The organism is Variovorax boronicumulans (assembly GCF_009811375.1).
GTDB classification, from domain to species: domain Bacteria; phylum Pseudomonadota; class Gammaproteobacteria; order Burkholderiales; family Burkholderiaceae_C; genus Variovorax; species Variovorax boronicumulans.
Genome location: NZ_BKDH01000001.1, coordinates 2019365 through 2040241 on the forward strand (window position 1 = coordinate 2019365; position 20877 = coordinate 2040241).

Consider the following 20877-nt stretch of genomic DNA (forward strand, 5'->3'; position numbering starts at 1 on the left):
ATGAGTGCCGTTCTGAAAGACATCCAACCCCAAGCCATCGCCGGTGGCGTGCGCCTCGAGGCGCGCGGCCTGCACAAGCGCTATGGCGCGCGCGAGGTGCTGCGCAACACGCAGCTGACCATCGAGCCGGGCCAGTTCATCGCCATCGTGGGGCGCAGCGGCTGCGGCAAGAGCACGCTGCTGCGGCTCATCGCGGGCCTCGAAGAAGCCACCTCTGGTGGCCTCTACACCGATGGCAAGGCTGTGAGCGGCCTGCACGACGACACGCGCATCATGTTCCAGGAGGCGCGCCTGTTGCCCTGGCGCCGCGTGCTCGACAACGTGACGCTGGGCCTGCCCAACGACGCCAAGGCGCGCGGCAAGGAAGTGCTCGCGCAGGTCGGCCTGGCCGACCGCGAGAACGAATGGCCGGCGCGCCTGTCGGGCGGGCAGCGCCAGCGCGTGGCCCTGGCCCGTGCGCTGGTGCACCACCCGCGCCTGCTGCTGCTCGACGAGCCGCTGGGCGCGCTCGACGCGCTCACGCGCATCGAGATGCACCGCCTCATCGAGAACCTGTGGCAGCGCCACCGCTTCACCGCGCTGCTGGTGACGCACGACGTGCAGGAAGCCGTGGCGCTGGCCGACCGCGTGATCCTCATCGAGGACGGCCGCATCGCGCTCGACGAGAGCATCGCGCTGGCGCGCCCGCGCTCGCAGGGCGACCCCGCCTTTGCCGCGATTGAAAAACGAATCCTCGACCGGGTGCTGCAGAAGTCCGAAGAGACCGATGTGGAAAGCACCGATGCCAGCTGGCTCACGCCCCAAGCCCATGCCCTGCGCTGGGCGATCTGAGTCGTTTCATCCATTCCCCTTTGAAAGGCAGTCGCATGTCGCAGAACTGGAAATTCGAAACCCTGTCGGTCCACGCCGGCTACTCGCCCGAGCCCACCACCCGCGCGGTCGCGCCGCCGATCTACCAGACCGTGGCCTACGCCTTCGACAGCGCGCAGCACGGCGCCGACCTGTTCGATCTGAAGGTGCCGGGCAACATCTACACCCGCATCAACAACCCGACGCAGGACGTGCTGGAACAGCGCGTGGCCGCGCTCGAAGGCGGCATCGCCGCGCTGGCGCTGGCCTCGGGCCAGGCGGCGGTGACCTATGCGATCCAGACCATCGCCGAGGCTGGTGACAACATCATCAGCAGCACCGCGCTGTACGGCGGCACCTACAACCTGTTCGCCCACACGCTGCCGCAGTTCGGCATCACCACGCGCTTCGCGGACCACCGCGACCCGAGCAGCTTCGAGAAGCTGTTCGACGAGCGCACCAAGGCGGTGTTCGTCGAGTCACTGGGCAACCCGGCGGGCAACGTGACCGACATCGCGGCCATCGCCGAGATCGCGCACCGCCACGGCGTGCCGCTCATCGTCGACAACACCGTGCCCTCGCCGTACCTGAGCCGACCCATCGAGCACGGCGCCGACATCGTGGTGCACTCGCTCACCAAGTACCTGGGCGGCCACGGCACCAGCATCGGTGGTGCCATCGTCGATTCGGGCAAGTTCCCGTGGGCCGAGCACAAGGAGCGCTTCAAGCGCCTGAACGAGCCCGACGTGAGCTACCACGGCGTGGTCTACACCGAGGCACTCGGCCCGGCCGCCTACATCGGCCGTGCGCGCGTGGTGCCGCTGCGCAACACGGGCGCGGCCATCTCGCCGTTCAATGCCTTCCTGATCCTGCAGGGCATCGAGACGCTGGCGCTGCGCATGGACCGCATCAGCAGCAACGCGCTGGCGGTGGCGCAGCACCTGAAGCAGAGCAAGGCCGTCAACTGGGTGAACTACGCCGCGCTCGAAGACCACGCCGACTACCCGCTGGCGAAGAAGTACTTCGGCGGCAAGTCCAGCGGCGTGCTGACCTTCGGTATCGGCGCGGGCCGCGAGGGTGGGGCGAAGTTCCTCGATGCGCTGAAGCTCTTCACGCGCCTGGTGAACATCGGCGACGTGCGCTCGCTGGCCACGCACCCCGCATCGACCACGCACCGGCAGCTGTCGCCCGAAGAACTGGCCCGCGCCGGCGTCACGGAAGACACCGTGCGCCTGTCGGTGGGCATCGAGCACATCGACGACCTGATCGCCGACCTCGACCAGGCCCTGGCCGCCGCATCGAACTGACACAGCGTTCCAAGAAATGACCACATTGCAAGCCATTCCTGACGCCGCGCTGGATCAGCTGTTTCGCAAGGCGCGCACCGTGCACGCCTTCAAGCCGGTGCCCGTGACCGACGCGCTGATCCATCAGCTGTATGACCTCGTGAAGTGGGGCCCGACCGCCTACAACGCCCAGCCCGCGCGCTACGTGTTCGTGCGCAGCGAGGAGGCCAAGGCCAAGCTGAAGCCGGCCGTGTCCGCGGGCAACACCGCGCAGACGCTGCAGGCCGGCGTGACGGTGATCGTGGCGCACGACACGCGCTTCTACGAGCACCTGCCCACGCAGTTCCCGGCCTACGACGCCAAGCCCTTCTTCGAGAAGAGCGCCGACGCCGCGCAGGCCACGGCCTTTCGCAACAGCAGCCTGCAGGGCGCCTACCTGATCCTGGCGGCGCGCGCGCTCGGGCTCGACGCGGGGCCGCAGTCGGGCTTCAACGCCGACCTGGTCGACAAGGCCTTCTTCCCCGACGGCCGCTATCGCGCGAACTTCCTCGTCAACCTCGGCGTGGCCGACCACGCCGGCACCTTCGAACGCGGGCCCCGGCTGGCGTTCGACGACGTGGCCGAGATCGTCTGACCGCCGGCCCGTTTTCACTCACAACCCCTGTCAACCCTGAAAGAGAAATCACCATGTCCATCCAAGCCATCAACGTCCGCAACCAGTTCAAGGGCAAGGTCCGCGAGATCATCCGCGGCGACGTCGTCTCCGAAGTCGATGTCGAAACCGCCTGGGGCATCGTCACCTCCGTCATCACCACGCGCTCGGTCGACGAGCTGCAGCTGAAGGTAGGTTCCGACGTGGTCGCACTCGTGAAGTCGACCGAAGTTTCGATCGCCAAGCTCTGACGGACCCTCGGGCTTTGCGATTCCCCGGTGCTGTTTTGGTGCCGGGGTTTTTCACGTCTGGTGGTTCAGGGCGCGTGCCCAGGCCACCGGGTACTTCCCTCCGCGAATGTCCCCCGCCTTCGGCTCCTCCTTGATTTCGCTGCGGGAAGCACCCAGTGTCCTGGGCACAGGGCACGCGGCTGGTGCTCGCCGATCAACGACTGCGCTGATGACGCTCACGTCGATGGGGTGCCTTGCGCAGCGAAATCAAGGAGGAGGGGCGAAGCCCCGGGGGACATTCGCGGAGCAAGGTACCCCGTCGGCGGGAGCGCGCCCTGAAGCAGCACTCCATAGATCACAAGGTTGTTAAGAATCGACTTTTGAGTCGTTTGACCTTGGCCTTCGCACTCCTACAGTGGTGGTTATCGCCATCAAGGAAGATGGAATGACCAACGTACAACAGGAGCCGAACCGCATGTCCGTGGAAGTTGAAGATGTCATCGCCTTGCCGCCCGCCCTCGAACAGGCGCGCGCGCAAGCCATCGAAAAGAACTGGCCCTACGCCGGCGGCGTGACGCCCCCCGTGGCCTGGCAGCTGGTGCAGGATGGCCAGGCGCTGCTCGTGGACGTGCGCTCCGGCGAAGAGCGCAAGTTCGTCGGCCACGTGCCTGACAGCCTGCACGTGGCCTGGGCCACGGGCACCGCGCTCACCCGCAACCCGCGCTTCGTGCGCGAGCTCGAAGCCAAGGTGGCGAAGGACGGCGGCAAGGAGGCCGTGGTGCTGCTGCTGTGCCGCAGCGGCAAGCGCTCGGCGCTGGCGGCCGAAGCGGCTGCCAAGGCCGGCTTCACGCAGGTGTTCAACGTGCTCGAAGGCTTCGAGGGCGAGATCGATGCGCGGCAGCATCGCGGCGGGTCCGACGGCTGGCGTTTCCATGGCCTGCCGTGGGTGCAGGACTGAACCCCGAACCCACACAGACAGAAACACACGGGAGGAAAAAACACATGGCTCAATTCGAAGTGAGTGACATCGTGCGCGCACTGCACGAGGTGCGCGACGAGTGGCGCGATTCGCAGCGCCGTTCGCGCGAGCCCGGTGCGCGCGAGTTTCCGTCGCGCGATGCGCTGGCGCAGATCGTCGAATCGCTCAAGGGCGCGCTCTTTCCGATGCGGCTGGGCCCGCCGGACCTGCGCCACGAGAGCGAGGATTTCTACGTGGGCCACACGCTCGACGCCGCCTTGCAGGCACTGCTGGTGCAGGCCCGGCTCGAGCTGAACTTCAACGCACGGCTGGCGCCGCGCCCCGCGAGCGAGATCGATGCTGCAGCCACCGAGGCTGTGCGCCAGTTCGCGAACGCGCTGCCGGGCCTGCGCCGGCTGCTCGACAGCGATGTGCTTGCGGCCTACCAGGGCGACCCGGCCGCGCGCAGCGTCGACGAGGTGCTGCTGTGCTATCCGGGCGTGCTCGCGATGATCCACCACCGCCTCGCGCACCGGCTCTACGAGCTCGGCCTGCCGCTGCTCGCGCGCATCGTGGCCGAGCTGGCGCATGCGCAGACCGGCATCGACATCCACCCGGGCGCGACGATCGACGCGGGCTTCTTCATGGACCACGGCACGGGCGTCGTGATCGGCGAGACGGCCGTCATCGGCAAGCGCGTGCGGCTGTACCAGGCCGTGACGCTCGGCGCCAAGCGCTTCCCCACCGACGCCGAAGGCAACCTGCAGAAGGGCCTGCCGCGCCACCCGGTGGTGGAGGACGACGTGGTCATCTACGCGGGCGCCACCATCCTGGGCCGCGTGACGCTCGGCAAGGGCGCGGTCATCGGCGGCAACGTGTGGATCACCGACGACGTGAAGCCCGGTGCCAGCGTCACGCAGGCCAGCCTGCAGAACAACAGCGCACCGAAGGCGGGCAGCGTATGAAGGCCTTTGTCGAAGACTTCGGCGTCACCGTGCGCCAGCTGCGCGAAGGGCAGGGCTGGTCGCAGGAAGAGCTGGCCGAGCGTTCCGATCTGAACCGCTCGTACGTGGGCGAGATCGAGCGCGGGCGCGTGATCCCGTCGATCGTCACGGCGCAGAAGCTGGCCACCGCGCTGGGCATCAACATCGTCAACCTGCTCGCGCGTTGCGAGCAACTGGAGCAGTCGCGCCTTGCACGGCGGATCAACTTGGCGGCTATAGCCTGTTGAGGGGAAACCCGTGGTCGCCAGACACTGGCGATCACTTTTTCCTCAACCCACGGAGCCTTGATCCATGAGTGCAACAGTCGGTGGTACCACCGCCCTTGGCGACAACGCCGCCCGCCAGCTAGCCAACGCCACCAAGACCGTTCCCCAACTCGAGACCATCAGCCCGCGCTGGCTGACGCACCTGCTGCAATGGGTGCCGGTGGAAGCGGGCATCTACCGCGTCAACAAGGTCAAGAACCCCGAGTCGATCAAGGTCACCTGCACCTCGCGCGAAGAAGAGAACCAGCTGCCGCGCACCTTCGTCGACTACGAAGAGAACCCGCGCGAGCACTACCTCAATGCCGTGAGCACCGTGCTCGACGTGCACACCCGCATCTCCGACCTGTACAGCAGCCCGCACGACCAGATCAAGGAGCAGCTGCGCCTGACGATCGAGACGATCAAGGAGAACCAGGAGAGCGAGCTCATCAACAACCCCGACTACGGCCTGCTGGCGCAGGTGAGCGAAGAGCAGCGCATCTTCCCGCTGACCGGCGCGCCCACGCCCGACGACCTGGACGAGCTGCTGACCAAGGTGTGGAAGGAGCCCGCGTTCTTCCTCACGCACCCGCTGGCCATTGCCGCGTTCGGGCGTGAAGCCACGCGCCGCGGCACGCCGCCGCCCACGGTGAGCCTGTTCGGTTCGCAGTTCATCACCTGGCGCGGCATTCCGCTGATTCCGTCGAACAAGGTGCCGGTGGCCGACGGCAAGAGCAAGATCCTCTTGCTGCGCGTGGGCGACAAGCGCCAGGGCGTGGTGGGCCTGTTCCAGCCGGGCCTGTCGGGCGAGCAGAGCCCGGGGCTGTCGGTGCGCTTCATGGGCATCAACAACCACGCGATCGCGTCGTACCTGATCTCGCTGTACTGCTCGCTCGCGGTGCTGACCACCGACGCGCTGGCCGTGCTCGACGACGTCGAGATCGGCAAGTACCACGACTATCCCGACACCTACAAGTAAGCCGCGGTGAGCAGCACACCCACGTTCCCGGGCGAGGCGCCGTTCGATCCGGCCGTTCTCGCGCGCATGGCCAGCGCCATGTTCTCCGCGCCGCCGGGCGCGCAGTTTCCCGCCAACGTCGCACCGCCGGGCTCGCCGCTGGTGAGCCCCGCCGGCTTCGGGCCGAGCGTGCCGGGCACGCCGATCCCGCAGGGGCAGGTTCCGGGCGCCAATGTGCTGCCCGCATCGCCCACGCAGCTGCCGTCGCTCGCGAACCGCGCGCCGGCGCTGCTGCCGCATGCGGTGGCGGGCAACGGCGTGCCGGACACGGTGCTGTCGGTGGCGCCGGCCTTCGAGCCGCGCTCGGGCGGCGCGGTGCAGGGCGTGCCGCAGCAGGTGGGGGCGCCTGCGTCGCCGCAGGCGGCGTCAGCCTCGCCGTTCTACTTCCTGAACCACAGCTACGCGCATCCGGTGGCCAGCGCTGGCGATGGCTTCGCGATCCACGATCCGTTCGCGGGCCTTGCCGCGCCGACGGCGCAGCCCGCGTTGCCACCGAGCCCGCCTTCGGCGCCGGTCGGGCGCGACGCGCAGTTCTACTTCGTCGATGCGGTGCGCCTGCCCAACGGCTTCGTCACGCCGGCCAAGCCCGATCCGCGCGGCCCCGACGCGGTGCCGCTGGCCGGCAGCGGCCAGCATCCGCCGTTCGACGTGCACGCCGTGCGCCGCGACTTCCCGATCCTGCAGGAGCGGGTGAACGGCAAGCAGCTCGTGTGGTTCGACAACGCCGCCACCACGCACAAGCCGCAATCGGTCATCGACCGCATCGCGTACTTCTACGAGCACGAGAACTCGAACATCCATCGCGCGGCGCATGAACTCGCTGCGCGCGCGACCGATGCGTACGAAGGCGCGCGGGAGCGTGTGCGCAAGTTCATCAACGCCCCCGAAGTCGAAGAGGTGATCTTCGTGCGCGGCACCACCGAGGCCATCAACCTCGTGGCCAAGAGCTGGGGTGGCCAGCACGTGGGCGAGGGCGACGAGATCATCGTGTCGAACCTCGAGCACCACGCCAACATCGTGCCGTGGCAGCAGCTTGCCGCCGCCAAGGGCGCGAAGCTGCGCGTGATTCCGGTGGACGACTCGGGGCAGGTGCTGCTCGACGAATACCGCAAGCTGCTCAACGACCGCACGAAGATCGTCGCGGTCACGCAGGTCTCGAACGCGCTGGGCACCGTGGTGCCGGTGAAGGAGATCGTCGAGCTGGCGCACCGCGCGGGCGCCAAGGCGCTGGTCGACGGCGCACAGTCGGTCTCGCACATGCGCGTCGACGTGCAGGACATTGGCGCCGACTTCTTCGTGTTCTCCGGCCACAAGGTGTTCGGCCCGACAGGCATCGGCGTGGTGTGGGGCAAGCGCGAGGTGCTCGAAGACATGCCCCCGTGGCAGGGCGGCGGCAACATGATTGCCGACGTGACCTTCGAGAAGACCGTGTTCCAGCCGATCCCGAACAAGTTCGAGGCCGGCACCGGCAACATCGCCGATGCCGTGGGCCTGGGCGCGGCCATCGACTACGTGAACAAGGTCGGCATCGAGAACATCGCGCGCTACGAGCACGACCTGCTGGTGTACGGCATGGCGCAACTGGGCGCGATTCCCGGTGTGCGGCTGATCGGCACGGCGGCAGACAAGGCGAGCGTGATGTCCTTCGTGCTCGACGGCTACACCACCGAGGAGGTGGGCCACGCGCTCAACGACGAAGGCATTGCCGTGCGCACGGGGCACCACTGCGCGCAGCCGATCCTGCGGCGCTTCGGCGTCGAGACCACGGTGCGGCCGTCGCTGGCGTTCTACAACACCTTCGACGAGATCGACCGGCTGGTGACGGTGGTGCGGCAGCTCGCCGGCCAGCGGCGCACGCGCTGAGCCGGCTCAGGGCTTCGATGCCAGGTGCTGCCTGAAGAAGGCGAGCACCTTGGCATTGAAGTCGGCGTGGAAGGCGACGCGGTCGAAGCCGCCGGCATCGCTGCAGATCTCCGGCAGGGCCTTGGCCATGGCCGGCGCGCAGGGCGCCAGGAAGGCGAAGTGCGCGGTGTTCGCGGGCACGTACCAGTCCGGCGCGGAAGGCAGGTTGCGGCGAACCGCTTCGACGTCGTCCAGCGTCACCCCGTCGCCGCCGCGCGCGGAGGCCCAGAGCTGGACGGGCACCGTGACCTGCTTCAATCCCTCGGCATCGAAAAAGCTCAACGGGTCGACGATCACCGCCGCCTTGATGCGCGCATCGCGCACCGGCGGCGCGGGCAGTTCCTGGCGCTGGATCTGGCCGCAGAACGGAATCTTCGATGCCGGCGTGCAAAAGCGCAGGCCCAGCTTGAAGTCGGGCACCGCGCCTGTCGCCACGAGGCCGGTGTAGCCGCCGCGCGAGAAGCCGAAGAAGCCGACCTGGTCGGCGGCAATCTTTGTGTGGCCGGGCCACGTCTTGAGCATGTGATCCGCCAGCCGCCGCATGTCGATGGGTCGCGCGGCAAATGTCGAGAGATGGCCCCGGCGTTCCATGTCCTGGAAGTTGTCGTTCGGGTGGTTGATGGCGGCGACCACGAAGCCCGCGTCGGCCAGCGCCGCCGCCGTGTCGTGGTGCCCGAGGAACGAGCCGCCCGAGCCGTGCGACATCAGCACCAGCGGCAGCCCCGTGCCGACGACGGGGCAGTCCTTGGTGGCCGAGATGGCGATCAGGCCGAACGCGATCTCGCCGGGCGCCGCCTCGCAAGGCGTCCACACCGCGCCACGCAGGGCCGGTCCGTCCTTGTCGGCCGGCACTTCGATGAAGCTGAGCCCCGCCGCATGGCTCCATGCGGCAGACACACAGAGGGCGGCGAGCAGGGCAAGGCGATGCAGTGTCATGGTGCGCAAGGGGTAGGGGGCTGAACGGGCCGCCAGTGTGCCGCCTCCGGCCCCGTGCCGCCAGCCCGTTTTGCGTCGTGCGATGCGGGCGCGCTATGCTCTGTCGCTGTCCATCACGCTGCTTGTCTTCGCATGTCCCAGCCTCAGGTTTCTTCTTCCGGTGCTCCTTCTTCTGTCAGCGATTCCTGCGATGTGTTCGTGATCGGCGGCGGCCCCGCGGGCTCGACCGTCGCGGCGCTGCTGGCGCAGCAGGGCCGCAGGGTGGTGCTGGTCGAGAAAGAGCACCATCCGCGTTTTCACATCGGCGAATCGCTGCTGCCCGCGAACGTCGAGCTGTTCGACAAGCTCGGCGTGCGCGACCAGGTCGAGAAGATCGGCATGCCGAAGTTCGGCATCGAGTTCGTCTCGCCCGAGCACGAGCACCGCAGCTACGTGGAGTTCGCCGAAGGCTGGGACAAGTCGCTCGACTCCGCCTGGCAGGTGCGCCGTTCCGAGCTCGACGAGCTGCTGTTCCGCAACGCCGCCACGCGCGGCGCCCAGGCCTTCGAGGGCTGCAAGGTGCGCGACGTGGCCTTCGACGCCGACGGCGCCACCGTGCAGGCCGTGATGGACGACGGCGCCAAGCGCAGCTGGCGCGCGCGCTTCGTGGTCGACGCCACGGGCCGCGACACGCTGCTGGCCAACAAATTCCGCTGCAAGCAGAAGAACCCCGACCACAACAGCACCGCGCTGTTCGGCCACTTCACGAATGCCGAGCGGCTCGAGGGCAAGAAGGAAGGCAACATCAGCATCTGCTGGTTTCCGCACGGCTGGTTCTGGTTCATTCCGCTGGCCGACGGCACGACCAGCGTGGGCGCGGTGTGCTGGCCCTACTACCTGAAGACGCGCGAAAAATCGCTGAAGGAATTCTTCTACGACACCATCGCGCTGTGCCCCGTGCTGGCCGACCGCCTGAAGAACGCCACGCTGGTCGACGAGGCCGTGCACGCCACGGGCAACTTCTCGTACTCGAGCACGCACGCCACGGGTGACAACTACCTGCTGCTGGGCGACGCCTTCACCTTCATCGACCCGATGTTCTCCTCGGGCGTGTACCTGGCGATGCACAGCGCCTTCGACGGCGCCGAGCTGGTGGCCACCGCGCTCGACCAGCCGGCCGAGCTGGCCCGCGCGCGCGAAGGCTTCGAAGCCATGATGCGCAAGGGGCCGCGCGAGTACTCGTGGTTCATCTACCGCGTGACCAACCCGACCATCCGCGACATGTTCATGTACCCCGGCAACCCGTTCCGGGTGAAGGAGGCGCTGATGTCGCTGCTGGCCGGCGACATCTACAAGGGCACGCCGATGTGGGGCGCGCTGCGCATGTTCAAGGTGCTGTACTACGGCATCTCCCTGGCCAACTTCCGCCGCACCTGGGCGGGCTGGAAGCGCCACCGCTTCAACATCCGCGACATGGGGGCGTTGAAGGGGGAGACGATCCTCAAGTCGGACTAGGCGCGGGTTAGGCGCCGGGCAGTTCGGCGATGAGCCGCCGGTTCTGCCGCGCCAGCGTGCGAAAGGCCGCTGAGAGGCGGTCGTCGGCTGCCACGGTGTCCCAGTACACGCCGGCCAGTTGCCGGGCGTGCGGCCATTCCTGCAGGGTGTCCACGGTCGGCGCCAGTCCGGTGGCCGCCAGGTCGCGCGCCGGCAGTTCGCCGCTGGTCGGTGCATACAGCGTGGGCAGCACGTCGTAGGCGGGCGCCAGACGCCACGCGTTCCCTTCGAGGAGCAGCGAGATGTTGCCGTAGTGCCGGTCGGTGTTGCCGATGAGGCGGCCGAAGGCTTCGAGGAAGCGCAGGCGTTGTGCATCGTCGGCGCGCAGCAGGCCGCGCGAGGCCATCCGGTTGGCCGTCGCGGCCCAGTTGTCGATCTTGCCGACGTGCTGCGCGTCGTACGCCATCAGCGACACCATGCCGACGCGGCCCCGGGCCGAGCGGTCGAAGCGCTCGACCTCCAGGAACACGCGTCCGCCTTCGATGAAGATGCGCGTGGTGGCCGCAGCGACGCCCGCTTGCGCCAGGGTGCTTAGTGCCAGGTGCTCGCTGACGAGAAGATCGCGCGAGCGCCGGTCCAGGGCCGACGTGCCTGCGAGCGAGAACTTGACGATGACCTGCCGGCCATCGCGCACCGTGCAGAACTTCGGCTGTTCGCCGCCGGCCGACGAGCCGGGCAGGGTGCCCTGCATCGCGCTTTCCGCCATGGCGGGGTAGTCGCTCACGGAGACAGGGCGAGCGGCGCGTGCGCCCAGCGAATGAAAGCGCTGGAAGGATTCGGCACCCACCACGAGGTTGCCGGGCAGGTCTTCGCCGCACAGCGCGAGCGCCTGCAGCACGTCGTCGTCGTTCCAATGTTCGGGGTTGGGCGGTAGCCCGAGTTCGGGGTGCCCCTGCGCGAAGGCGCGGCCGATGAAGCCCTGGGGACGCATGTCGGCAAGGAACCATGGCAGGCCGTCATGCAGCGCGCTGCGGCCTTGCTGCTCGTCCATCCAGCAACGCCCGCCCTGCAGCGGCACGATGCGTCCGAACGGCGAGGCTTGGCCGGCGGCATCGACCTTGACGACTGGCACCTCAGCACCGACGCGTTCGACGTGCCGTGGCGCCACATACATCTGGGAGCGTGCCGCACCGACCTTCAGTATCTGCGCGCTGCGAACCAGCGGCGCCAACGCGCGAGAGGCGGTGGCCTGACTGATGCCCAGTCGCGCCTGCAGCTCGGCGCTCGTGGCGGCGCCTTGCGAACGGATGAAGGCGAGGGCTGTGGCGCTCAGGGATGGCGGGGTGGACGATGGCATTGCATATCTATGTGAATAGATAAATTATCCCACTCGCCACTGAGGAATCAAAGAGAAATGAATTCCTATTTGAATAGATACTTTCAGGAGTTCAATGCCGCATGCCGGGCCCGCAACGTCGCCACCGCATGCGCCACCCCCAGTTGCGGGCTGCTGAGCACATCGACCCCCAGGTCCGCCAGCAACCCCGTCACCGGCGCCATCGACGCCTGCGCCAGCACGATCACGTCGGTGCCGTCGGCCGCGGCGCGGATCGATTCGGCCAGCGTGGCCACGTAGCGCGTGATGTCGCCGGACTGGAAGTGCACCCAGGCATCGTCGACCAGCAGCGTGCTGGCGCGGATGCCGACGCCGGCTTGCCGCGCGGCTGAAAGCACGAGCGACAGGGTCGGGTCGATGGTGCTTTCGACGGCGCCGACGATCAGCACGCGCGGGCCGTTGCGCACGGCGCGGTCGGCCATGGCGCGGTCGATGCGCAGGGCGGCGAAGGCGCCGCCGGTGGCGGTCTTTTCGGCGATGCCGCCGATGGTCGAGCAGGTGCACACGACCACCGAGGCGCCGTCCGAGGCGGCGTCGCGCATGGCCTCGTGGACGCGCGCCACCAGGCCGGCGTGGTCGACGCCCAGGGTGCGCGCATCTGCGAGCAGCTCTTCCATCACCAGGTGCTGCACGCGCAGCTCGGGCGCGATCTCGCGGGCCAGGCTGCCGAAGGTCTGCACATGCACCTGCGCGGTATGGAGGAAGGCGAGCGTGTCGGCCATGAGCTTGCTGCCGTTCAACCGGCCTCGCGGGCGCGCCGGAACTCGTAGGCCTTCAGGTGCACGTAGGCCGTGCGCAGCACCGACGGTGTGGCCGAGGCGCTGCGCGGCGCGCGGGCCAGCAGGTCGCCCAGGATGTGGTCGGCCTCGACGCGCGCGCCGCGGGCCATGTCCTTGTACATGGAGGCGGTCATGGGCGAGCCGGCGGTCGTGACCACTGCGCGACCGCGCGTGATGGCGCCGGGCCGCGGGGCAAAGCCGTTGTGGGCGGCGATGGCGCAGCACTCGTCGAAGATCGCGAGCGCCACGTCTTCGCCGCCGGCCGCCACGATGTCGCCGATGGAGGCGTGCATCAGGCTCGTGAGGCCCGCGGCCGAGGCGATGAAGACCCACTTCTCCCACATGTCCTGCGCGATGGTCTCGCTCGCGGTGGCGGTGAAGTTCGCGCCGGCGAACTGGGCCGCGATGGCGTCGATGCGCGGCGAGCGCCCGCCCGCGCGTTCACCGTAGCTCAGGCTGTGCATGTCGTTCAGGTGCTGCACGCGGCCCTCGTCGTCGAGCGTGGCGGAGATCATGCACAGGCCGCCGAGCACGCGCGCCTCGCCGAAGCGCGCGACCAGCCGGTCGATGTGGCCCAGGCCGTTGAGCAGCGGGAGGATGACGGTGTCGGGCCCGACGGCGGGCGCGAACGAGTCCATGGTGGCGTCGAGGTCGTAGGCCTTGCAGCCGACCACGACCACGTCGTACGGGCCGCCGATCTGCTCGGCCAGCACATGCTTCGGCGTGGGCAGGTCGAGGTCGCCGAAAGGGCTGCGCACCACGAGCCCGGTCGTGGCCAGCTGGGCCGCGCGGCCGGGACGCAGTAGAAAGGTCACATCGCGGCCTGCCGCGAGCAGGCGTGCGCCGAAGTAACCACCGAGTGCTCCCGCACCCACCATCAGGAATCGCATCGCGCGCTGCCTCCGAAGAAACTGAAGATCGGAAGCGATGATGCCCCGGATCGCGCGCGGGCGCCTCAGGGGTGTTGCGAGGTCGCCAGCCGCTCGCGGGCAAAGGGCCGCAGGTCGAGGCCGTGCGCGCTTTCGCGCCCCAGCACCCGGTCGGCGATGGCGTCGCCCAGCCCGGCCGAGTGCTTGAAGCCGTGGCCGGAGCAGGCCGAGACGATCAGCACATTCGGCAGGCCGTCGAGCGCGTCGATCACGAAGCGGCGGTCGGGCGTGACGGTGTACATGCAGGCGCGGGCCTTGAGCGCATGCCCCCCGATCTGCGGAAAGCGCCCGGCCACGCGGTGGCGGTACATGGCGGCGCTTTCTTCGGCGCTCACCTCGCGGACAAGCGCGTCGGGCGTGGTGGCGTCGACGTACTGCTCGGTGGCGACCTTCAGCGCGGGCTGCGACGCGTCGGAGGCCGGAAAGCCGTACATGTAGTCTTCCTGCGCGTCGCCGAACATCCAGATGAAGATCGGGAAGCGCCCGGGCGCGAAGTCGGCCGCGGCGGCGGGGCCGGTGTCGAACCAGTGCATCACCTGGCGGTGCACCGAGAAGTGGGCCTGCCAGTCGGTGCGCGCCTGCCGGCCAAGGAATTCGGGCAGCCAGGCACCGGCCGCGACCACCACCTGGTCGGCGGTGAAGCTCGCGGTTTCGGTGCGCACGCGCACGGTGTCGCCGTTGCCCACGGGCTCGACGCCCAGCACGCGCTCTCCGGTGCGGGTCTGGGCGCCGTCGGCGCGGGCCACGGCGAGCTGGGCGGCGATGGCGTCTTCGGGGCGCACGAAGCCGGCGTCGCGTTCGAGGTAGCCGATCTCGTCGCCCTGCAGATGGAACTGCGGGTAGCGCGCGCGGATGCCGGCCGCGTCGAGCACCTCGTGCGCGATGTCGAAGCGCTCGGCGCAGGCGATGGTGCGGCGCACGAAGTCGGACTTGCCGTGGTGCTCGGCCACGCGGTCGCGCGGCGCGAGGATGAGGCCGCCGGTGGTGGTCATCAGCGGTCGGCCGGTGCGCGCCTCGAGTTCGCGCCAGATGGCGTGCGAGCGGTGCACCAGCGGCACGTACTCGTCGCCTTCGCCAACGGCCAGCCGCGTGATGCGCGAATCGCCGTGCGAGGAGCCGCGGTCGTGCGGCGGCGCGAACTGGTCGATGCCGAGCACGCGCGCGCCGCGTTGCGAGAGCTGGTAGAGGGTGGCCGCGCCGAGGGCGCCCAGGCCGATGACGATCGCGTCGTAATGAGTAGGGGAACGGGTCACGGGGCGAGAGGTTTCGTCGTCACACAAGGTTCAGGTCGAGAAACGCATCCTTCACCGCGATGGGCTGGGGAATGAGCTTCAGTTGCGCGAACACGTCGGCCAGGCCCTGCTGTTCGCGGGCGATGGCGGGCGTGAGCGCCGCGACGCCATAGTGCCGCCGTTCGGTCGCCAGCGCCAGCACCTTGGGTTCGACCTTCAGCTGCGGCGCGAGCGTGGCCACCACCTCGCCGGGATGGGCCTGCGCCCAGTCGTTGGCCTTGCGCAGTTCGGCGAACACGGTGCGCAGCGTGTCGGCGTTGGCGCGCGCGAAGGCGGGCTGTGCGAAGTGGTAGGTGCGGTTGCCGCTCAGGCCGGTGCCGTCGAACAGCAGGCGCGACTCGGTCGCCACCTGCGCGCCGGCCAGGAACGGGTCCCACAGGCCGATGGCCGCGACGCTGCCCGACTGGTAGGCGGCCACGGTGTCGGAGGCCGTGACGATGTAGACCGGATCGATGTCTTCGTAGCGCAGGCCGGCCGCTTCGAGCGCGCGGATCAGCACGTACTGCGTGTTGTAGCCGCGGCCCGTGACGACCTTCTTGCCCTTGAGGTCGCGCACGCTGCGGATCGGCGAGTCGCGCGGCACCAGGAAGCCGACGCCGCCGGGGTAGGGGCTTTCGGCCGCGAGGTAGACCAGGCCCTTGCCGCTGGCCTGCTGGAACACGCCGATGCCGTCGGAGGCATGGCCGAAGTCGATGGCACCGGCCGCCAGCGCTTCCGACAGCTGGCTGCCGCCGAGGAACTCGCGCCACTCGACGCTCACGCCGGCCGGCGCCAGCGCCTTCTCGAGCTGGCCCGTGCCCTTGAGGATGTTGAGCGTGTTGAACTTCTGATAACCGATGCGCAGCGTGCGGGCGCGCGTCTGCGCGAACAGCGGGGCTGACGCGGCCACGGCGGCGGCGCCGACGCCGGCGCGAAGCAGAAGGCGCCGGGAGACGGCGGGCGAGGAAGAGCGTGGGAAGTGCATGGGAAGAGCGGGGCCGCATCACGCGGCCGAAGAAGAAAAAAGCAGTCAGTCGAAAGGCAGAGGCTGGCCACTCTAGGGACCGATGCTGTCTCGCGCCACGAAGCTTTTGTCATTTGTTCATGCGCAACTCATCGCTGCATATGCAAGCGGAAATTGCTTCGTTGGCGCCGCACGCAGCGCTGCCTAGAGTCGCGCTCTCTTTTTCCACTTCCAGCGAAGCGCAGGCATGACCCGCAACACCCACTCTCTCACCGTTTCCAGCCTGGCCCTGGCAATCGGCGCTCTCACCACCCTGGGCAACATCGCCTGGGCCGACAAGCTCGACGACATCCGCAAGGCCGGCGTGCTGCGCGTGGCCGCGTTCGACGGCAATCCGCCCTTCGGCTACATCGACCCGGCCAGCAAGAAGCAGGTGGGCCACGACATCGACCTGGCCACCGAGTTCGCAAAGAGCCTGGGCGTGAAGATCGAACTGGTGCCGACCAACCCGGCCAACCGCATCCCGCTGCTCACCTCGGGCAAGGCGGACGTGGTGTTCGCCAGCTTCACCATCACCGACGAGCGCGCCAAGGCGGTGGACTTCACCACGCCGTACTTCCTGGTCGGCCAGCAGTTCCTCGCGAAGAAGGGCGTGCTGAAGGAGGCCGCGCAGATCAAGGACATCCGCATCGGCACCGAGAAGGGCACGACGATGGAGTCGAACCTGCGCAAGAACTACCCCGACGCGAAGGTCGTGCTCTACGACGATTCGCCCTTTGCGCTGGCCGCGCTGCGCAACGGCAACGTGCAGGCCATCACCAACGACGGCGTGAAGCTCACGGCGCAGTGGAACGCGATTCCCGACAAGGAGAAGTACGAGATCCCGGCGATCACGGTGTCGAAGGAATACCTCGGCGCGGCCGTGGCCAAGGGCGAGACGCGCCTGCTCGAGACGCTCAACGCCTGGCTGGTCGACAGCGAGAAGAACGGCCGCGCCGTGGCGATCTACGACACCTGGTTCGGCCCGGCCAGCAAGGCGCCGCTGCCGCGCCTGCTGAAGATCGGCGACCAGCGCGTGGCTGCCAACTGATGGGGCACGCAACGACCGGATCGATGCGGCCTTGAGCGATTTCCTGCGCGAGCACCTGCTCGCGCCCCATTACCTCGGCTGGCTGCTCGACGGCTGGCTCGTGACCGTGGGCACCTCGCTGCTGGTGGCGGCGGGCGCCACGCTGCTGGGCGTCGTCGTGGCGGCGGGGCGCTCGTCGAGCCGGCCCGCGTGGCTGCGCGCGAGCGGCGCATACGTCTCGCTGTTTCGCAACACGCCGCTGCTGGTGCAGCTCTTCTTCTGGTATTTCGGTGCGCCCAGTCTGCTGCCCGAGGCGCTGCGCGAAGGGCTCTTGGCGGGGCGTTTCGTTTCCTTCGAACTTCTGTCGGCGCTGCTCGGGCTCACGCTGTATGCGGCGGCCTACGTGGGTGAGGACATCCGCTCGGGCATCCGCGGCGTGCCCGAGGGGCAGACGCTGGCGGCGCAGGCGCTGGGCTTCACGCGCGCACAGGTGCTGGCGCAGGTGGTGCTGCCGCAGGCGCTGCGCATCGCGCTGCCGCCGCTGCTGGGGCAGTACATGAACATCGTCAAGAACACCTCGCTCGCGATGGCCGTGGGGCTGGTCGAGCTGTCGTACGCCTCGCGCCAGGTCGAGGCGGAAACCTTCAAGACCTTCCAGGCTTTCGGCGTGGCGACGCTGCTCTACATCGTGACCATCGGCGCGATCGAGCTGCTGGCTGCGTGGGCTGCGCGTCGGCAATCGGCGGTGCCGGGGAGGGCAGCTGCATGAGCGACGCGCTGCACATGTTGTGGGACAGCCTGCCGTACCTGCTGTGGGGCGCCTTTCCGCAGGGCGAGCTGGGCGGTGCGGCGCTCACGGTGCTGCTCAGCGCGGGCTCGGGCATCGCGTCGGCGGTGCTCGGGTTGGCGTGGGGCATCGGGCTGGCGATGGCGCGGGGGCCGCTGAAGCGCGTGCTGACGCTGGGCCTGGCCTTCCTGCGCGCGATCCCGGTGCTGATGCTGATCTTCTGGACCTACTTCCTGCTGCCGTTCGCGCTGGGCGTGAGCGTGCCGGGCGTGCTGTCGGTGATGTGCGCGCTGTCGCTGGTGGGCGGCGCCTACCTCGCGCACGCGGTGCATGCGGGCATCCGCGGCATTGGGGCGGGGCAGTGGGCGGCGGGGCTGTCGCTCGGGCTCACGCGCTGGGGCACGCTGCGCCACGTCGTGCTGCCGCAGGCGCTGCGGATGATGCTGCCGTCGTTCGTCAACCAGTGGGTCACGCTCGTGAAGGACAGCTCGCTGGCGTACGTGGTGGGCGTGGGCGAGCTGTCGTTCGTGGCCTCGCAGGTGAACGCGCGCACCATGGTCTATCCGGCGGAGATCTTCGTGCTGGTGGGCGCGATCTACTGGCTGCTGTGCACCGGGCTGGACCGGCTGGCCCACGGGGTCGTGCGCCGCGCGCAGGCGGGTGCGCCGGTTGTCATGAACTTTTCTGGAAAAGGTCTTGAGCGCTTCGCATAATCGTCCCGGTCATTCCGACAGCCTTTTCCATTTCAAGGAGTTCCACCCATGGCACAGACCCGGATCGCCGTCATCGTCGGCAGCCTGCGCAAGGATTCGTTCAACCACAAGCTGGCCCTGGCCCTGGCGCATCTCGCGCCGTCGGACTTCACGTTCGAGACCCTGCGCATCGACGACCTGCCGCTGTACAACCAGGACGACGACGGCAACCAGGCCGCGCAGGTGAAGCGCCTCAAGAGCGAAGTGGCCGCCGCGCAGGGCGTGCTGTTCGTCACGCCCGAATACAACCGCTCGATCCCCGGCGTGCTGAAGAACGCCATCGACCACGCCTCGCGCCCCTACGGCCAGAGCGTCTGGGCCGGCAAGCCGACCGGCGTGCTCGGCATCTCGGTGGGCGCCATCGGCACCGCGCTGGCGCAGCAGCACCTGCGCAACATCCTGGCGTATCTCGATGCGCCCACGATGGGCGGCCCCGAGGTCTTCCTGCAGGCCAAGGACGGCCTGTTCGACGACAAGGGCCACATCGGCAACGAAGGCACGCAGAAATTCCTGCAGGGCTGGATGGACAAGTACGTGGCCTGGGTCAAGGCCCACTCGGCAGCCTGAACGCAAGGCCATCGCCCATGAAAAAGCCGCCCCACGGGGCGGCTTTTTCGTTCCGGCGGCGGAAGACTCAGGCGGCTTGCGCGACGTTCTTCTGGTTGGCAGCTTCGGTCGTGGCCACGAGGATGTCGGCACGGGCGGCGGCCAGCGCGGCGGCCTTGGGCGCGTCACCCATCGCGATGCCCTCGGCGCGCACGAAGCGCACGTCGGTGATGCCGAAGAAGCCGAAGATCACCTTCAGGTAGCTCTCCTGGTGCTCCGCCGCCTGACCGCCTTCGGAGGTCGAGTAGATGCCGCCGCGGCTGGACGCCACGATCACCGTCTTGCCACCGGCCAGGCCGACGGGGCCCTTCTCGGTGTACTTGAAGGTGCGGCCGGCTTGCGCGAGGCGGTCGATCCAGGCCTTGAGCTGGGTCGGGATGGTGAAGTTGTACAGCGGGGCGCCGAGCACGACGACGTCGGCGGCCAGGAACTGGCTCACCAGCTTTTCCGACAGGGCGTTCTCGCGCAGCTGCGCTTCGGTCGGCTGGGCCTGCACGCCGGTCTTGATGCCGAGGGCGTCGACGCCGAAGTGCGAGGGCGCGTCCACGGCGAGGTCGAGGTACTCGACCTGGGTGTCGGGGTGGGCGGCGCGCCATGCGGCGACGGTTTCGGCGGTCAGCTGGCGCGAGGTGGAGCCGGCGGCGAGGATGCTGGAGTCGATGTGGAGCAGCTTCATGTCAGTCAATCACTTTCTGTGCAAGGTGTCGGCGCTGAGAAGTGGCCGGCGTTGGGAGAATTCTATTTTTGATGTGAGTGGCTGATAAGTAGCCAAAATTTGATCAGATCGTTCTGTTTGCAGGACAATGAAGCCATGCAAGACCTCAACGACATGGTGTTCTTCGCCGAGGTGGCCGAGCGGGGCGGCTTTGCCGCCGCCAGCCGGGCGCTGGGCATTCCCAAATCGCGGCTGTCTCGGCGCGTGGCCGAGCTCGAGGAACGGCTGGGCGTGCAGCTGATGCAGCGCAGCACGCGCCGCCTGTCGCTCACGCCGGCCGGCGAGATCTACCTGCGGCATGCCTCGGCCATGCGCGATGCGGCGCAAGCGGCGGCCGAGGCGGTGGCGCAGGTGCAGACCGAGCCGAGCGGGCTGGTGCGGCTGACCTGCCCGGTCACCATCTCGCACAGCGGGCTGGCGCAGCTGATGCCGGTGTTCATGGCGCGCCACCCGGCGGTGCGCGTCGACATGCGCGTCATCAACCGGCCGGTGGACCTGATCGAGGAGGGCATCGACATCGCGCTGCGCGTGCGCCCGACCATCGAGGACAGCACGGTGCTGGTGGCCAAGACCTTCGGCCACAGCCGCGGCGTGCTGGTCGCGAGCCCGACGCTGCTGGCCAGCCAGGGCCCGGTCGACACGCCCGCCGACCTCGCGAAGCTGCCCACGGCGGCCATGTCGGTCAACGGGGAAGGGCGCTCGGAGTGGCGGCTCGAAGGCCCGGAAGGGCGCAGCCACGTGCATCTGCACACACCGCGCTACGTGGCCGACGACCTCGCGACGCTGCAGTTCGGCGCGCTGGGCGGCGTCGGCGTGACCCTGCTGCCCGACTACATGTGCAGCGCCGACATCGAGGCGGGCCGGCTGGTGCGGGTGCTGCCCGGCTGGGGGCCGTCACCGGTGGTGGCGCACATGGTGTTTCCGGCGCGGCGGGCGCTGGTGCCGGCGGTGCGGCGGCTGATCGACTTCCTGTCGGAGCACCTGCAAAGCGAGCAGATGCGGATGTTTTGAGGCAGATTGCTATCCAAAAGATAGCGCCATAGTGGGCCTGCGCAG

At 68.6% G+C, this 20877-nt stretch carries 22 protein-coding genes; 15 read left to right on the forward strand and 7 right to left on the reverse strand.

Features of this window, described 5'->3' with window-relative positions; genetic code table 11:
- From VHAB30_RS09155 to VHAB30_RS09195, 9 genes are all read left to right on the forward strand, one after another.
- Positions 1 to 831, forward strand: coding sequence for an ATP-binding cassette domain-containing protein (locus VHAB30_RS09155; RefSeq protein ID WP_159276781.1), 831 nt, complete (start codon positions 1 to 3; stop codon positions 829 to 831).
- Positions 832 to 866: 35 nt separating this feature from the next.
- Positions 867 to 2156 carry an O-acetylhomoserine aminocarboxypropyltransferase/cysteine synthase family protein gene (locus VHAB30_RS09160; RefSeq protein ID WP_062470023.1) on the forward strand — a complete coding sequence of 430 codons (1290 nt, stop codon included), beginning with the start codon at positions 867 to 869 and terminating at the stop codon, positions 2154 to 2156.
- 16 nt (positions 2157 to 2172) lie between these two features.
- Positions 2173 to 2769 carry a malonic semialdehyde reductase gene (locus tag VHAB30_RS09165; RefSeq protein WP_062470026.1) on the forward strand — a complete coding sequence of 199 codons (597 nt, stop codon included), beginning with the start codon at positions 2173 to 2175 and terminating at the stop codon, positions 2767 to 2769.
- Positions 2770 to 2822: 53 nt separating this feature from the next.
- Positions 2823 to 3038: a TOBE domain-containing protein gene (locus VHAB30_RS09170; protein ID WP_007829250.1), complete on the forward strand. Its 216-nt coding sequence runs from the start codon at positions 2823 to 2825 to the stop codon at positions 3036 to 3038.
- Between the two features lie 454 nt (positions 3039 to 3492).
- Complete coding sequence (locus VHAB30_RS09175) at positions 3493 to 3975, forward strand: rhodanese-like domain-containing protein (RefSeq protein ID WP_159276783.1); 483 nt, start codon at positions 3493 to 3495, stop codon at positions 3973 to 3975.
- A 44-nt stretch (positions 3976 to 4019) separates the two neighbouring features.
- Positions 4020 to 4940 (forward strand): serine O-acetyltransferase EpsC, encoded by a 921-nt coding sequence (epsC, locus tag VHAB30_RS09180; RefSeq protein ID WP_062470029.1) that lies wholly within the window; start codon positions 4020 to 4022, stop codon positions 4938 to 4940.
- Complete coding sequence (locus VHAB30_RS09185; RefSeq protein ID WP_062470032.1) at positions 4937 to 5206, forward strand: helix-turn-helix domain-containing protein; 270 nt, start codon at positions 4937 to 4939, stop codon at positions 5204 to 5206. The genes epsC and VHAB30_RS09185 overlap by 4 nt, the downstream gene beginning before the upstream one ends.
- Positions 5207 to 5270: 64 nt before the next feature.
- Positions 5271 to 6203, forward strand: a complete 933-nt coding sequence (locus tag VHAB30_RS09190) for a family 2A encapsulin nanocompartment shell protein (protein WP_042579703.1) — start codon at positions 5271 to 5273, stop codon at positions 6201 to 6203.
- 66 nt (positions 6204 to 6269) lie between these two features.
- Entirely contained in the window at positions 6270 to 8105 is a 1836-nt protein-coding gene (locus VHAB30_RS09195) for a family 2A encapsulin nanocompartment cargo protein cysteine desulfurase (protein WP_159278313.1), read from the forward strand.
- A 6-nt stretch (positions 8106 to 8111) separates the two neighbouring features.
- Here VHAB30_RS09195 and VHAB30_RS09200 read toward each other — a convergent pair whose 3' ends face one another.
- Complete coding sequence (locus VHAB30_RS09200) at positions 8112 to 9080, reverse strand: alpha/beta hydrolase family protein (RefSeq protein ID WP_159276785.1); 969 nt, start codon at positions 9078 to 9080, stop codon at positions 8112 to 8114.
- A gap of 132 nt (positions 9081 to 9212) precedes the next feature.
- Between VHAB30_RS09200 and VHAB30_RS09205 the strand changes: the two genes are divergently transcribed.
- On the forward strand, positions 9213 to 10574 hold the full coding sequence (locus tag VHAB30_RS09205; protein WP_159276788.1) for an NAD(P)/FAD-dependent oxidoreductase: 1362 nt from the start codon (positions 9213 to 9215) through the stop codon (positions 10572 to 10574).
- A gap of 7 nt (positions 10575 to 10581) precedes the next feature.
- Here the strand turns inward: VHAB30_RS09205 and yjjJ are convergent, their stop codons facing one another.
- The 5 genes from yjjJ to VHAB30_RS09230 form a co-directional block, all read right to left on the reverse strand.
- Positions 10582 to 11910, reverse strand: coding sequence for a type II toxin-antitoxin system HipA family toxin YjjJ (yjjJ, locus tag VHAB30_RS09210; protein WP_159276790.1), 1329 nt, complete (start codon positions 11908 to 11910; stop codon positions 10582 to 10584).
- Between the two features lie 83 nt (positions 11911 to 11993).
- A complete protein-coding gene (locus VHAB30_RS09215) occupies positions 11994 to 12671 on the reverse strand; it encodes an aspartate/glutamate racemase family protein (protein ID WP_159276792.1) in 678 nt (225 codons plus the stop codon).
- Between the two features lie 14 nt (positions 12672 to 12685).
- A complete protein-coding gene (gene panE, locus VHAB30_RS09220) occupies positions 12686 to 13618 on the reverse strand; it encodes a 2-dehydropantoate 2-reductase (protein WP_159276794.1) in 933 nt (310 codons plus the stop codon).
- 65 nt (positions 13619 to 13683) lie between these two features.
- Positions 13684 to 14910, reverse strand: coding sequence for an N-methyl-L-tryptophan oxidase (gene solA, locus VHAB30_RS09225; protein WP_159276797.1), 1227 nt, complete (start codon positions 14908 to 14910; stop codon positions 13684 to 13686).
- 19 nt (positions 14911 to 14929) lie between these two features.
- The gene (locus VHAB30_RS09230) at positions 14930 to 15913 is read right to left on the reverse strand and encodes an aliphatic sulfonate ABC transporter substrate-binding protein (protein ID WP_159276799.1); all 984 of its coding nucleotides are present in this window, start codon (positions 15911 to 15913) and stop codon (positions 14930 to 14932) included.
- A gap of 226 nt (positions 15914 to 16139) precedes the next feature.
- On the opposite strand from VHAB30_RS09230, the gene VHAB30_RS09235 reads away from it, so the two are divergent.
- From VHAB30_RS09235 to VHAB30_RS09250, 4 genes are read left to right on the forward strand one after another with little or no spacing between them, the layout of a single operon-like run.
- Complete coding sequence (locus VHAB30_RS09235; RefSeq protein ID WP_159276801.1) at positions 16140 to 16982, forward strand: transporter substrate-binding domain-containing protein; 843 nt, start codon at positions 16140 to 16142, stop codon at positions 16980 to 16982.
- 31 nt (positions 16983 to 17013) lie between these two features.
- Positions 17014 to 17730 carry an amino acid ABC transporter permease gene (locus VHAB30_RS09240; protein WP_216850704.1) on the forward strand — a complete coding sequence of 239 codons (717 nt, stop codon included), beginning with the start codon at positions 17014 to 17016 and terminating at the stop codon, positions 17728 to 17730.
- A complete protein-coding gene (locus tag VHAB30_RS09245; protein ID WP_159276803.1) occupies positions 17727 to 18461 on the forward strand; it encodes an amino acid ABC transporter permease in 735 nt (244 codons plus the stop codon). Before VHAB30_RS09240 ends, VHAB30_RS09245 begins: the two co-directional genes overlap by 4 nt.
- Positions 18462 to 18509: 48 nt before the next feature.
- On the forward strand, positions 18510 to 19067 hold the full coding sequence (locus VHAB30_RS09250) for an NADPH-dependent FMN reductase (protein ID WP_095745446.1): 558 nt from the start codon (positions 18510 to 18512) through the stop codon (positions 19065 to 19067).
- A 67-nt stretch (positions 19068 to 19134) separates the two neighbouring features.
- Here VHAB30_RS09250 and VHAB30_RS09255 read toward each other — a convergent pair whose 3' ends face one another.
- Positions 19135 to 19782: an FMN-dependent NADH-azoreductase gene (locus VHAB30_RS09255; RefSeq protein WP_095745444.1), complete on the reverse strand. Its 648-nt coding sequence runs from the start codon at positions 19780 to 19782 to the stop codon at positions 19135 to 19137.
- Between the two features lie 135 nt (positions 19783 to 19917).
- Between VHAB30_RS09255 and VHAB30_RS09260 the strand changes: the two genes are divergently transcribed.
- Positions 19918 to 20832, forward strand: a complete 915-nt coding sequence (locus VHAB30_RS09260; RefSeq protein ID WP_159276805.1) for a LysR family transcriptional regulator — start codon at positions 19918 to 19920, stop codon at positions 20830 to 20832.
- Positions 20833 to 20877: the final 45 nt, after the last annotated feature.